14 protein-coding genes are annotated in these 13,974 nt (G+C 37.3%); 6 read left to right on the top strand and 8 right to left on the bottom strand.

Translation table 11 applies throughout. From position 1 onward, the window contains the following. Positions 1-133: 133 nt before the first annotated feature. Complete coding sequence (locus HHL23_RS12275) at positions 134-682, bottom strand: DNA-3-methyladenine glycosylase I (protein ID WP_169235097.1); 549 nt, start codon at positions 680-682, stop codon at positions 134-136. After that, positions 682-999 carry a nucleoside triphosphate pyrophosphohydrolase family protein gene (locus tag HHL23_RS12270; RefSeq protein ID WP_169235096.1) on the bottom strand — a complete coding sequence of 106 codons (318 nt, stop codon included), beginning with the start codon at positions 997-999 and terminating at the stop codon, positions 682-684. Before HHL23_RS12270 ends, HHL23_RS12275 begins: the two co-directional genes overlap by 1 nt. 162 nt (positions 1,000-1,161) lie before the next feature. On the opposite strand from HHL23_RS12270, the gene HHL23_RS12265 reads away from it, so the two are divergent. The 3 genes from HHL23_RS12265 to HHL23_RS12255 all read left to right on the top strand — a co-directional run bounded on the left by HHL23_RS12265 (position 1,162) and on the right by HHL23_RS12255 (position 3,647). After that, positions 1,162-2,076: an alpha/beta fold hydrolase gene (locus tag HHL23_RS12265; protein WP_169235095.1), complete on the top strand. Its 915-nt coding sequence runs from the start codon at positions 1,162-1,164 to the stop codon at positions 2,074-2,076. A 113-nt stretch (positions 2,077-2,189) separates the two neighbouring features. Then, the gene (locus HHL23_RS12260; protein WP_169235094.1) at positions 2,190-2,576 is read left to right on the top strand and encodes a hypothetical protein; all 387 of its coding nucleotides are present in this window, start codon (positions 2,190-2,192) and stop codon (positions 2,574-2,576) included. 54 nt (positions 2,577-2,630) lie between these two features. After that, the gene (locus HHL23_RS12255) at positions 2,631-3,647 is read left to right on the top strand and encodes a TQO small subunit DoxD (protein WP_169235093.1); all 1,017 of its coding nucleotides are present in this window, start codon (positions 2,631-2,633) and stop codon (positions 3,645-3,647) included. A 218-nt stretch (positions 3,648-3,865) separates the two neighbouring features. Here the strand turns inward: HHL23_RS12255 and HHL23_RS12250 are convergent, their stop codons facing one another. The 5 genes from HHL23_RS12250 to HHL23_RS12230 all read right to left on the bottom strand — a co-directional run bounded on the left by HHL23_RS12250 (position 3,866) and on the right by HHL23_RS12230 (position 10,156). Next, complete coding sequence (locus tag HHL23_RS12250) at positions 3,866-5,440, bottom strand: DHA2 family efflux MFS transporter permease subunit (RefSeq protein WP_169235092.1); 1,575 nt, start codon at positions 5,438-5,440, stop codon at positions 3,866-3,868. 133 nt (positions 5,441-5,573) lie between these two features. Next, a complete protein-coding gene (locus HHL23_RS12245) occupies positions 5,574-6,677 on the bottom strand; it encodes an HlyD family secretion protein (RefSeq protein ID WP_169235091.1) in 1,104 nt (367 codons plus the stop codon). Between the two features lie 14 nt (positions 6,678-6,691). After that, complete coding sequence (locus HHL23_RS12240; protein WP_169235090.1) at positions 6,692-8,011, bottom strand: TolC family protein; 1,320 nt, start codon at positions 8,009-8,011, stop codon at positions 6,692-6,694. Beyond that, entirely contained in the window at positions 7,995-8,654 is a 660-nt protein-coding gene (locus HHL23_RS12235) for a TetR/AcrR family transcriptional regulator (RefSeq protein WP_228464736.1), read from the bottom strand. Before HHL23_RS12235 ends, HHL23_RS12240 begins: the two co-directional genes overlap by 17 nt. 383 nt (positions 8,655-9,037) lie before the next feature. After that, positions 9,038-10,156, bottom strand: coding sequence for a DNA polymerase III subunit (locus HHL23_RS12230; RefSeq protein ID WP_169235089.1), 1,119 nt, complete (start codon positions 10,154-10,156; stop codon positions 9,038-9,040). Positions 10,157-10,563: 407 nt separating this feature from the next. Here HHL23_RS12230 and HHL23_RS12225 point away from each other — a divergent pair, with 407 nt between their 5' ends. The 3 genes from HHL23_RS12225 to HHL23_RS12215 are packed head-to-tail and all read left to right on the top strand — an operon-like array spanning position 10,564 to position 13,532. Beyond that, complete coding sequence (locus tag HHL23_RS12225) at positions 10,564-11,889, top strand: hypothetical protein (RefSeq protein ID WP_169235088.1); 1,326 nt, start codon at positions 10,564-10,566, stop codon at positions 11,887-11,889. 1 nt (position 11,890) lies between these two features. Further along, positions 11,891-12,487: an LPS export ABC transporter periplasmic protein LptC gene (lptC, locus tag HHL23_RS12220; RefSeq protein WP_169235087.1), complete on the top strand. Its 597-nt coding sequence runs from the start codon at positions 11,891-11,893 to the stop codon at positions 12,485-12,487. A gap of 1 nt (position 12,488) precedes the next feature. Further along, complete coding sequence (locus HHL23_RS12215; protein ID WP_169235086.1) at positions 12,489-13,532, top strand: anhydro-N-acetylmuramic acid kinase; 1,044 nt, start codon at positions 12,489-12,491, stop codon at positions 13,530-13,532. 29 nt (positions 13,533-13,561) lie between these two features. On the opposite strand, the gene HHL23_RS12210 is transcribed toward HHL23_RS12215, so the two are convergent. Then, positions 13,562-13,951 carry an SRPBCC family protein gene (locus HHL23_RS12210; RefSeq protein WP_169235085.1) on the bottom strand — a complete coding sequence of 130 codons (390 nt, stop codon included), beginning with the start codon at positions 13,949-13,951 and terminating at the stop codon, positions 13,562-13,564. Positions 13,952-13,974 lie beyond the last annotated feature (23 nt).

Raw genomic sequence — 13,974 nt, 5'->3', positions numbered from 1 at the left:
CCAATTGATTTATTCGGCTAAAGCCCGTCCCTATTGATGAAATTAATATTGTCATTAAGATTTAATGGTCTTATTTATTTTTGAGTTTTGGGCGGCGGATTCTCCGCCGCCCAAAACTCAAAAAACTCAACTCTTACTCCTTCCAAAGCGGCTTTTGTTCCAGCACATGCTGGTAAACAGGGCAACTCTCGGCATGCGCCCCTTTCAAATATCCTGTACTCATTAAAAATTCATTGACAATTTCTCCACCTGTAAATTTGAATGTTTTTTTGAATAGTTTCATCCATTCCTGAAGGGTTTTCGGATGATGGTGTTCCAGCCATTTTTCAAATGATCCAAATTCTTTCTGCAATTCTATGATGGTTTTTGCATTTTCAATGGCAGCATTTACTTTGAGTCGGTTTCTGATAATTCCGGCGTCATTCATAAGCCTTTCGCGATCTTTTTCCGTATAGGCGGCAATGGCCTGAATATCAAAATTGTGGTAAGCTTTTCTAAAACTGTCTTCCTTTTTTAAAACGGTTTCCCAGCTCAGTCCTGCCTGATTGATTTCCAGTATAAGCCTTCCGAAAAGTTCATTATCATCATGGATAGGAAATCCGTAATAATTGTCGTGGTAGTTTTTATGCAGTTCTTTTCTGCTTTCGGGTTGCATGCCGTCTATTGCTAAACAATAACTCATTAAAATAATTTTTCTGTTTTGGTTAAAAATTGGTCTAAAGCTTCTTTAATATCAATACCAGTGCGGTCTGCCAATACAATCAGCCACCAGATATTCTCGCCTAATTTATGTTCCAGTTCTGCTGCAGAATCTTTTTTCAGCCATCTTTTTTGGTGTGACATGATATCTCTGCCTACCAGTCCTGCATCCGTAAGATAAGCCAGAGCATCCTCTTCTAAAGTCCATTCCGTGCCGTGATGCTGGCGTTCCAGCTCATGATACTTTTCTCTGATCGCCAGTGAGCGCTTAATAATTCCGTCAAAATTATTTTGATCCATTACTTTTGTTTTTTGAAATTAATGCTTTTGATAATTCGAAGCCATTCAGCTGATAAAGATAAGACAGGATTGTGACAACTGTTAGTCAGTAGTGTTTTAATTTTCAAATTTATGATTCATATTTTTGCAGAACATTATACATTAGAAGTCTCAAAATAAACTATGAAATTTTTTCTATCTTTCCTTTCTATCCTGATATTTGTTTCTTTTAATGCCCAGAAAATATATACTAAAGCGTATGGTAACCCGAAGGATCATCCCATCATTTTCATCCACGGCGGACCAAGTGGAAATGCGACCCTATTTGAAGGAACTACAGCTCAAAAGCTGGCGGATAAAGGATTTTATGTTATTGTATACGACAGACGCGGAGAAGGCAGATCTAAAGATGAAAATGCGACCATGACCTTTGAAGAAAGTTTTGCGGACCTCAACCAGATCTATACAGCCTATGGAATCAAGAAAGCCAATATCCTGGCCCACAGTTTTGGAGGAATTATCGGAACCTTGTTCACCAGACAATTTCCTGACAAGGTAAGTTCACTCACGTTGGCTGGCGCTTTATTTTCCCAACAGGAAACCTATGATCATATCTTAAAACAAGCTAAAGAAAAGTTCAAAAATGATTCTCTAAAACTTAAAGAAATTGGTGAGATTGAAAACTTGAGCAAGAACTCGGCTGCTTATAGAAAAAGATGTTATGAAATAGCAAGCCAAATGAATTTCTTCACGATGCCGACTCCTACTTCTGAGAGTCAACAATTGAGAAAGGAATACGAAGCAGGAGCATTTTATGCCACGAATTTCAGAAACCCGGAATCACCATTGAAGTTTTATAAAAATGAACCCCGTAACAACCTTGATAATACTCCTGTTTTGAAAGAAATAAAGAAAAGTGGAATTCCGATTTTTGCCGTTTATGGAAAAGACGATGGAATATTTTCGGTGAAACAGCTCAAGGACATGGAAAATATGGCTGGAAAAAATCATTTCAAGATCATTGATAACTGTTCCCATTACCTGTTTGTGGATCAACAGGCTGAATTTGTGAAATTTATAACTCCCTTATTAAAATAACCTGTTTCGCCCTATCTTAATTTTATTGTTAACGTAATTTTTAAACATAACAACCCCAAAACAAATCAAAAATCTTTGGCCGACTTGAATCAGAAATGCGTAGTTTTGTCAGAATGCAGAATCTAAGAGCCCATATAAAGATCTATAAAGCCATCGTAATGATGCTTGTGATGGTGTTCTCACTTTCTCCATGTTCTCTGAAAAGAGACCTTCTTCGTATTTTTGATATTCAATATATCACTGCCTTAAATAAAGTAAAGACAACCACTTCTGCTCAAGCCTATGCCTGTGACAGTGTAACGGAAAGTTCTTCAAACAGAAGCTCTGTTTCCAAAAACAGCTTAAAATCTAAGGAAAACAAATACTTTACGGCTTTAAATGCTGTTCCATCTCCTCATGAAGGGGCAATAATTTTTCAGAATAAGTATTCCGGACATTCTACCGGAAACAGTCCCCCGAAATATATCTTATTTAAAAGATTGAAATTACATCTGGTTTAGATCTTATCTTAATCAGTTTTTCTACAAAAAGTCTTTTAATACAATACAATTTCAATGAAACATATTTCAGACAGCCGGTCTTATGACCTGGCCGGACTCTACACATTGTCACTCCGTCTTGTGATCGGATGGACTTACTTTTCAGCCTTCTGGCGCAGACTCGTCCTCGAAAACAAACTTATTCCCGATGAAGCGGGATATATCGGAGAGAAATTCAACCATTTCCTGCCTAACGCTTTAGGGATAAAACCTCTTATAGAATACCTGGTTACCCATCCGGATGCCTTACATACTTCCATGGTTACTTTTACCATTGTTGAGGGTATTGTAGGGCTATTCATTATTTTAGGGCTGTTTACCAGATTCATGAGCATCGGGATCTTTGGCTTGGCCATGGGAATTCTTCTCGGTTCCGGCTGGATCGGAACTACGTGTCTTGATGAGTGGCAAATCGGTGTTTTAGGAATTGCGGGTGGATTTGTTTTATTTCTTACCGGAAGCGGTTCTTTTTCTCTGGATCATTATTTCATCAAGCACAATAAAAACTTTACCCATAAAAAATGGTTTCTATGGCTGGGATCCGGCGTTCTTCCTTTATCAAAACCAAAAACGCTGGTACTCGCAGGTTCTGCTTTAATTTTCGGACTTACGCTGTATACCAATCAGTATTTCCATGGCGGAGTCTGGGGAACGTTGCATAATAAATCTGTAAAACCTAATGTTGAAATCTCTAATATTGTTCTCAGCAGTTCAGATCTGACATTTGAGGTGTACAGAACCCAAGGTGCAGATGTTTACGGTTCTTTTTTGATCGGTATTCATATTCTGGACAACAACGGGAATGTTTTAAAAGCATTAGAACCAAAAGAACTATCAAAGTTTCCAAAAGAAAAGATCAGCAATCATTATGTGGCTAAAGTAAAACCGGGAAAACACAGTTTGATTATTCCGCTTGGAGCAAAGGCCGATCTGACTTTCAGTCTCAATGATATTTCTGTGAAAAAAGAAGATATTCATGCGGTAAAGCTGATTGATATCAGTGGTATTGAATGGACAGCGGAAATTAAATAAACGATTACAATTTAAACCATTAAGAATCTTTAAGTTATTAAGAATATTAAGCTTTAGATCCTTGCGAACTGCGTTCGTAAACTTTCAGTTTATGCTCAGGATGACATCGCTAATACTACATGTTTTTATTTAAACTGGAGAATTTTCTTTTAATGAAATAATTTCCACAAAAAAACCTCCGGAATTTTCCGGAGGTTTTCTATTTATTTCAATATTATTTAGTGTACACCACTTAAATCTATTTTTTCTTTGCTTTTTCGTTCTTTTACCAATAAGATAAACGGAATACAAATTAAGAAGGCAATTCCTAAATACAGGAAAACATCCATATAAGATAATACTGTTGCCTGCTTGGTAACGGTGAGATCCATCATTTTATAGGCGGCATTCATTGCAGCATCGGGAGTCATACCTTTCGCCATAAAGCTTGCTTTTAACCCATTCAATCTCTGTTGGACATCAAAGTCATTGGAATCTAAATGAGAAATCAAATTGACTCTGTATTTCTGGCTGGCATTGGCAATAAAGGTGGTGATGGCTGCAATCCCGAAAGATCCTCCCAGCTGTCTCATCATTCCTGTAAATGCTGCTCCCTGGCCAATTTCCTGACCTTTCAAGGTGCTTAATGATAAGGATGTGATCGGAATAAACAGTAGTCCTAATCCGGCCCCTCTTACCATCAACATCCAGAAGAATGCTTCTTTACCGGTGTCCGGAGTTAGAATTTTATATCCCCAGAAGCTATAAACGAAGAAGGTAAATAATCCTAAAGATACTAAGATCTGCTGTTTTACGCCTTTTGAAAGCAACTTACCAATAATAGGCATCATGAAAGCGGTTGTTAACGCCGCGGGAATCATTAATGCTCCGGATTCTAAGGCCGTCCACCCTAAAATACTCTGGGTATATAACGGAACGATAAACGTAGAACCATATAAACCAAATCCTAATACAAAGGACATGGCCGTTCCAATCCTTAAATTACTGTTTTTTAAAACTCTTAGCTCTACAATCGGATACTTGAAAGTAAGTTCTCTCCAGAGGAATAATATAAATCCTAAAACTGCTGATACTGTAAATAGTACAATCCATCCACTCGCAAACCAGTCTTCTTCATGTCCTCTTTCTAAGATATACTGTAATGAACCTACCGTAACCGCCAATAAAGCAATTCCCAACCAGTCTACATCTGAAGCTTTACGTTTCTCAGCATATTTCGGACTCTTGATAAACTGTAATGTCATTAAAGTGGCCGCAATCCCGATAGGAATATTGATATAGAAAATATAAGGCCAGCTAAAATTATCTACAATATAACCTCCCAATGGCGGACCTAATGTAGGACCAATAATTACTCCCAAACCATAAATAGCCTGAGCCATACTTCTTTTTTCAACAGGATATGATTCTGTGATGATGGTTTGCGATGTTACCAGTAAGGCTCCACCTCCAATTCCCTGACACAGTCTGAAAAATACCAGCTCCCAAATATTATCTGCATTACCGCATAAAAAAGAAAATACGGTAAAAATGATAATAGAAGCTGCAAAGTAATTTCTTCGTCCGAACTGTTGGGAAAGCCAGCTTGTCATCGGTACAATAATAACGTTACCAATGGCATACGCCGTAATTACCCATCCCACTTCAGAAAGTGTGGAACCCAGGTTACCTTTCATCTCGTTCAGGGCAACGTTCACAATCGTGGAATCCACAATTTCCAGCAAAGCACAAAGAATAGCCGTGATCGTAATGATCACTCTTCGGACTCCATATTCTACTAATGAATCTTGCATAGTTTTTTACAATGTAAAAAGGTGAATTGTCAATGGTTAATCAACTTCGTTGTCAATGTTCAACTTCATGTAATCCCCAGTCATTGACTTGCATCAGCAAAATTGACAATTCACTTATTTCACAGTTTTAATATTATTTAAGCGAAACTTCAGCTTTCACATTCATTCCTGTTCTCAGTTTTTTAGCAACGTTCAGATCCAGTTTTACAAAGTCTATTTTCACAGGAAGTCTTTGTACCACTTTCACGAAGTTACCACTCGCGTTATCCGGAGGAAGAATAGAGAATGTAGAACCTGTAGCCGGAGAGAATGAACTTACCACTCCGTCAAATTCTGTATCTGGGAAAGCATCGATTTCGATTTTCACTTTCTGACCTTCTAACATTTTATCAACCTGAGTTTCTTTAAAGTTGGCGATCACCCATTTCTGGTCATTTTTAACTAAGCTGAATAACTGTGATCCCGCCTGTAAGTACTGTCCTGCCTGGATAGGAACTTTTCCAACAAATCCGTCTTCCGGAGCAAGGATAATGGTGTAAGAAAGATTCAGTCTTGCATTTTCCACATCTACTTCTCTCTGTTTAGCCACTGAACCTGCAACGCTGATCTGCTGAGAACTTGCAGCAGTCTGAGAAGAAGCTATACTAGTTTGTTGAGCGATCTGATTTCTCTGATCAACCAAAACCTGTAATTGTCTGTCTGCAGATTGTTTTGCTGCCAAAGCCTGCTCGTATTGTTGTTCTGTAATTGAATGGTCTTTTACTAAAACAGAATATCTTTTCAAATCCTGGTTGGTTTTCCAAACATTTACTTTTGCTGCTTCGATTTGAGCATTTGCTGTTGTAACAGCCGCTTGTGAACTTCCTATATTTTTAGACGTTGCTGTTGTGCTTGCCTGCGCATTTGAAATATTGCTTTTTGCTGTCTCTAAAGCCGCCTCAGCCTGTACCAAAGCCATTTTTTGATCTCCGTTGTCAAGGATAACCAGAGTATCTCCTTTCTTTACAAATTGATTATCTTTTACTTTAATCTGCGTTACGTAACCCGAAACTTTAGAAATCACAGGGCTCATGTTGGAAGCAATCTGAGCATCGTCTGTTTCTTCGTGAATCTGTCCGTAAGAATAGGTTCTATAACCGTAAATTCCTCCTACCACAACGACAACCGCTAAAATGATTGGAAAAACTAAACTTTTTTTCTTCTTAGGTTCAATTGCTGGTGTATTATTATTTTCCATTTTTGGTCTTAATCTTATTTAAATGTTAAAGTTCCTGTAGTTTGTAATAGTTTTCTGTAAGCCAGTGCTGCATCTGCTTTTGCATTAATAACTCCTACATTTGCAGAAATCTGGGCTGCATCTGCGTCCAAAAGTTCGGTCATGGTTGCCAAACCGTTATCATATTTGTTTTTTGTAATTCTGTAATTCTCATTAGCTTGTTCAGCGGCTTTCTCATACACTGCGATTCTCTTTTTAGAATAATCTGTGTTCTGATATTCTCTGTTCACGTCAAGCTTAATGTTATCATTCAGTAACTCATCGGTTGCTGCCAGTTGCTTTTCTCTTGCCTGAGACTGTTTCAATGAAGAATTTTCTTTCCAGATATTGGATAAATTGTAAGAAATTCCTACCCCAACATTCACCGCATTGTACACCGTAAGAAACTTAGGAATATCTGCCGCAACATATCCTCCGGTAAAGGCTATGGAAGGAAGGTTTTCAGCTTTTGCCGATTTTGATCCCAATTCTGCAGCTTTTCTTTGCTGCGCTAAAGCCTGTAAATCTTTACGGTTTTCTTTAGCTTCATTGATATAATAATCAACTGCTTTTACCTCTGATCCTTCATCGATATAATTCTGGTCAACTTCAATTTCTGTAGTTTCAGGAATTCCCAATAACAGATCCATATTGATGCTGGCAATATTGTAGTTGTTTTTAGCCTCCAGCAACTGCAATTCGATATTTGAGGTCTGAAGGTTGGCTTTTAAACGGTCATTTCTAGCAATAACTCCATTGTTTTCAAGCTTCAGAAACGTTTCGTCTCTTTTTTGAGAAGCCGTAAGGTTTTCTTCTAAAACTTTGATGGATTGATTCGCTTTAAATAAATTATTGTAAGCTTGGGCAACGTTATAAGCAATCGCTATTTTATCATTTTCCGTACTTAATTTTGAGGCTTCCACCAAATATTTGGCAGACTGAATACCATACTTAATTCTTCCACCGTTGTAAACAGGAACACTAAGATTAACTGATCCATAGGCAACCTGATGGACTTCCGGACTTGCTGCTCCCGCTCCTGAAACGCTGGAAAGCTTTAAATCAACAGTAGGTTTAATAGGAAGATACATATAGCTCCCGGAAACTTTCAATTCAGGAAGCTGTCTGTTTTTAGCTTCCAAAAGATCTGCCGTAGCTTCTTCGATCTTAGCGGTATCGATCTTAAGGCTTTTACTGTTCTGGATTCCCAGCTGCACGGCTTCGTCCAGAGTCAGCTGTTTTTTCTCCTGAGCATTTATGGCTGCAATTCCCATAAACAGGGATAATGCGAACACCGAGTTATTTATTCTCTTCATAACCTAAAAGGTCTTTTAGTAAGTATTTTATATGTTTATTAAGTTCTGTGTAATATTTTTCTTCAAAAACTTCATCGTCTTCCGTATCATTTAGAAACTCTTTGTACATCTCTTTGGCATTGGATGCATAGAATAAAGTTCCGCTTACCGTAGCATGAAGTAAATAGATCGGAGGATTCTTTGTGAAAATTCCTTTTTTAAGTCCGCTTTCAAGAACCTGCGAGTACATTGAGATGAAGCCCATCTTCGTTTGCTTTAGAAATTCCACAATCTGTGTATTCTCTGTGTAAAGCTGTTCACGCTGCATGATTCTGTAAAAACATTTATGATGTCTTACTCTTCCTGAAAACTGATCAACGATCTTTTCGATCTTCTGCCATTCGTTGATATCTGTTCTTTCAAGAATATCCCTAGCAAAGAACTGACCTTCACTTATCCTGTATTCTACTAATTTTTCGTACAGCTTTTCTTTGGATCCGAAATAATACGAAATCATAGAAATATTTACATTCGCTGCCTTAGAAATTTCCCTGGTGGAAGTTCCTTCAAAGCCTTTTTCAGCAAAAAGCCTCTCTGCAGCAAATAATATATTTTCTTCTTTTGAAACCATAGCAATTCTATTTTTCAGGGCGCAAATGTACATAAGATTTTAAACAAATCAAACGATTGATTGATTTTTTAATGCAGATTTAATATTCGCCAAAATAAATCACTGATAATTAATAGGGTTATAAGCCCATATAATTTGAACACCATTAAAAAATAAATTCCTACAGCTGCAATAATGAGTGTATTTGGCTATTATATTTTACCGGAAAAACAGATAGACAGGACGAATTTTTCACATCAGTATAAAAAAAGATCCGGCTATCATACCGGATCTCCAGTTTAGGATAACATACAGAGATAAGTCTAGAAAACAGAAATAGGAAAGCCCGAAACAGGTCCGGGCTTTATATCTATCTTTTAAATATAAAATTGAATTTTAAACCATGAAGGTCCTATAAAACCTTACGCTTTTATCTCTTAAGAATTTTTATGGATATATCTGGATAATTTTATGCCCAGATCCGTCCAGACAATTTTAGGATTTCCGTTTCGGGTCAGGTGTAAATCAGCTGTATTGATTTCGTCTAAGATACTTTCAATATTGGCACCGCTGATAAATTTTGAAAATCCGGCCCAGTTGAACCCATCTGCATCAATTTTTTTATACACCAAATTTTCAGACTGGTAGTTTTGAAGCAACGCAAGCCTGAAGATCTCGGAGCAGTAATTCAGGAAGTTCTTTTGTTTTTCCCTGTTCCATCCTGCAATTTCTCTGGCCCAGAAGATGATACTTTTAAGAAATTGAGGCTTCTTTTTGACCATAAATGCATCACGCACCCACTGTACAAAAAGCTTTTCAAATTCGTCACTTTTATGTCCGGAATTTAAAATTTTTAACGCGTCATTGAGGTCTCCCTGCGCTTCATGAACAATCTCCCTCGCCTTTTCATCAGCCATTGAAAAGTTCTTCTTAAGATAGTTTTCCAGGTCTTCATCATTGATTCTCGGAACTTCTACGATCTGTGTTCTTGAAAGAATGGTAGGAAGAATATCATTGGCCGTTTCAGCCGTAAGCAAAATAAGTGTTTTTGCCGGTGGTTCCTCCAGAAATTTCAGAAATTTGTTTGCTGCAGCAACGTTCATTTTATCTGCTCTCCAGACGATCAGAATTTTGGTTCCCCCTTCAAAGCTCTTTAAGGCAAACTTTTGATTCTGGTCATCAATTTCATCTGCAGAAATAAAAAGCTGTTTGTTTTCAGATTCCAGAAAAGCGGTCCAGTCATCATAGTTAGCATAAGGAGAGTTCATGATCATTTCCCTGAACTCCTCAAATTTATTTTTGCTTAAAGAATTTTTATTATCCGTAAAAACAGGGAAGCTAAAATGCAGATCCAGATGATTCAAATGCTCTACTTTCGAAGCAGCATGTTCATTTTCCTGGCGAAATACCTCTTTGGCATAAGCTAATACCATAGGAAATGTTCCATATCCTTCTTTTCCTAAAAAAAGCTGGGCATGGCTCACTCTGTTTTCAGCAATGCTTTCCCGAAGAAGTTTTTTCAGGTTTTCCTGTCCGGCAATGTTCTCCCAATTCATGTTCCAAAGATAAAAAAACTGGGGAAGAATCTGAAGTTAAATTTTGGGAATAAGTGTCCATGATAAATTTTGATACGGGGTAAGTGTTTCGGGATACTAGATATGGGTTAAAATTACAAAATAAGGGTATTAGGCTTTCAAGTTTAGTATGAGCTTTGATTCTGGCCTTGAAAAAGTTTTCGGTCTTTTATATTACCTTCCTGACGACTTATATGCCTTAGCTCACAACTCGAATCCCGCATCCTGAACCCCGTAACCCAATTCATCATTCATTATTTACTTATGGCGTTTCATTAATAAATCTTCAAAAAAGCCCATCAGTTCACGCCTTAACAAACTTTAACCACATATAATTTTTACAATTCATTAATATTTAAGATATTTGCGCATTGTTTTAAAAATAAAGAATGAAAAAAATCTTTGCCGTATCATTCATATCAGTTGGATACTTCCTAAATGCACAGAGTATAAGTAACTCTCCGTATGCAACTTATGGAATTGGAGATGTAAAATATGATAATACGATTGAAACTGCCTCTATGGGTGGTATATCTACTGCTTATATAAGTGATTTTACGAGCAGCTTCAATTTCGCAAACCCTGCGAATAACTCTAATTTCGAGCTGACAAGCATCAAGCTGGAAGCTACCAACGAAAACAATTACTTCAAAACTAATTACAACGATACGAAGTCTACCAAACATTCTACGTATCTTTCTAATATCTCACTAGCCTTTCCTCTGTCTCCAAAGGTAAAGATGGGACTTTCCTATCAGCCCTACAGCTCCAAGAGCTATGACATTGTTAATACTATTGAAAGGTACAAAACTGTAGATAATGTTCAAACATTAGACGGATATTATACAAACCGTTTTAAAGGAAGTGGAACTTTGAATACTGCCCAGGCAGCTGTTTCTTATAAAATCGACCAGAATTTTGCTGTAGGTTTAAGAGCTAATCTTTACTTTGGAAATCTTTATGACCTTAATGAGCTCAGATCTTTTGATAAAGATAAAGTTTCAAACGCTGAATATGTCAACGGTTACGAAACCAAGAACAGCATCAAAAACTTTAACTTCACTCTTGGGGGAAGCTACCAGAGTCTGAATACACGTACCGACAAAAAATTAACCATCGGAGCAACTGCTACATTTGGGAACACCAGCAATATGACTACTGATTATATCAACAGTACTTATGTGTATGCTGATGCAGCCAACACGGTAAAAGCTTTGGAAACGATTATAGATCAAAAAAGTACGAGCTCTAAAAACCTTCTTCCGCTTCAGGCATCTTTAGGGGTTGGTTATGGAAGCGAAAACCACTGGTTTGTATCCGGACAGCTTGATTATAAGAAAGGAGAAGACATCTCTTATTTCGGAAAGACTTTTGACTTCCAGGATACCTACAGAATATCTGCCGGAGGATGGTACCTACCCAATTACAACAACTTCAGAAGTTACTTCTCAAGAGTAGTCTACAGATATGGAGCATTCTATGAAAGAGGAAATCTTAAAATAGACGGTAACAGCATCAATAAATTTGGAATCTCAGGGGGGGTATTACTTCCGTTCAAGACAAGCAGTATCACAAGAATGAGTGGTGTTGAGCTTGGTATAGAAGTAGGAAAAAGAGGAACTCTTAAGAATAATCTGATCAATCAGAATTTTATTAACCTGAAAGTCGGTTTCAACTTTGCTGACAGATGGTTCAGAAAGAATCTGTACAACTAGAATGAATTTTTCAAATAAAATATCATATAAAAATATAGCATGCCTTTTTAGTTGTGCTATATTTTTTATATTGACATCCTGTGAAGAAGACCTTACCAAGGCCAACGGAAGCAAAAGCAAGAACTTCCCCTCGCAGATCATTAATAATGCCAATATTATTCAGCGAGACTCCGGTTTTATCTCATTAAAAGCCAAAGCTCCAATTATTGAAAAATATGAGCTGATCGACAGTCCTTATATTGTCGCAAAAAAAGGAATTAACATAGAGTTTTTTGATAAAAAGAAACCCAAAGTTCCGGGAAAGATTACCGCCAAATATGCCCGTATTTTCGAATATAAAAAATTCTACGAAGCAAAAGGTGATGTAAGGATCACCACTAATGAAGGGCAGCGTTTTGCCATGCAGAGTGTTTACTGGGATCAGAAAAAAAACAGAATTTACACCAAAGATACGGTATACGTTACCATGGAAGATGGCTCTACTCTGGTAGGAGCCAATGGTATGACTGCTAAAGATGATTTCTCTGAATATACTTTCTTCAATAATTCGGGAGACTTCAGTACAAAAAGGCTCGAAGAAAAAAAAACACCACAGTAACATGAGATTTCAGGCTCTTGGGCTCATGTCCGGAACCAGTCTGGATGGTCTGGATATATGTTTTGCCGCTTTTGAAAAACAGAACGGCTGGAATTTTCAGATCTTAAAGGCAGAAACCCTTCCCTATTCTCAACACTGGGAAGAAAAACTTAGAAATTCTATCCATCTATCTTCAGAAGAATTATTGAAACTTCACTCAGAGTATGGTTTTTACCTGGCTGAGAAGGTTAAAGAATTTATTGAAAAGAACGGTCTTGAAAACATTGACCTGATCGGCTCTCACGGACATACCGTTTTTCATCAGCCTCAAAATAAATTTACCCTGCAAATCGGAGACGGCAGAGCCATCAAAATAGAAACGGGACTTCCGGTTATCTATGATTTCAGGAGCCAGGATGTGCTTATGGAGGGAAACGGAGCTCCTTTGGTTCCTATCGGGGATGAACTGCTTTTTTCTCAATATGATGCCTGCCTGAATCTTGGAGGCTTTTCCAATATATCTTTAAAACAGGAGGGTAAAAGGATCGCATTTGATATCGCCCCTGTCAATATTGTTTTGAACAGGCTCGCTCAGAAATTTAATAAAAATTTTGATGAAAATGGTGATCTGGCAAGAAAAGGGCAGTTCAATGAGAATCTTTTAGCCCAACTTAATTCCTTAGACTTTTATAGCCAGCCTCACCCTAAATCTTTAGGCATTGAATGGTGTAACGAACATATTTTTTCACTTTTTGAAAATATCGAAACAGCAGACGCTATGGCTACTTTTACTGAACATGTAGCGCAGCAGATCTCTAAGATCATTAATAAAAACAGTTTACAAAAGGTCCTTTGTACGGGTGGGGGCACCTACAATACTTTCCTTATTGAAAAGATCAGGGAAAAAGCAGGATCCGGTATCATCATTCCCAAGAACGAAATCATTGATTACAAGGAAGCATTAATCTTTGCCTTCATGGGGGTTTTAAGGATGAATAACGAGATCAATGTTCTTTCTTCTGCAACCGGCAGCACAGCAGATCACAGTTCTGGAGTCATTGCATAAAAAAACCTTCATTGCTGAAGGTTTAGTTATTATTTGTAAGCTTCGATCTTATCTGTCAGTGTATTGATAAAGTTCTGAAGTGGTTTTTCTACCATCATTTTGATAAAAGGATTGAATTTTCCTTCAAAAAGCATCTGAACTTCAGTCTGGTTTTCGTTGATAGGATTTAAAGTGGCTGTTAATGTAAAGTCAAGACTTGAGCTTGCTGACTTTAAAACAGCTTTCTGCTCATCCACTTCATCTATTTTCAACGCGATTTCCGGCATTCCCTGAAGACCGAATTTGAACCCGTTATCTCTTGTTTCAAATTTCTGAAGACCATCCGGCATAAAATCTTTATAGTTTTCAGGTGATTTCAACAATTCAGACAAATCTTTAGATGATTTATTGACAATAATTTTTCGTCCTTCTAAATTCATTTTTTATTTTTGTATTTAAATTC

The organism is Chryseobacterium antibioticum (assembly GCF_012927325.1).
Taxonomy (GTDB): domain Bacteria; phylum Bacteroidota; class Bacteroidia; order Flavobacteriales; family Weeksellaceae; genus Chryseobacterium; species Chryseobacterium antibioticum.
Note: the sequence above shows the minus strand (reverse complement) of the source record. Positions and strands in the feature narration are given on the sequence as shown.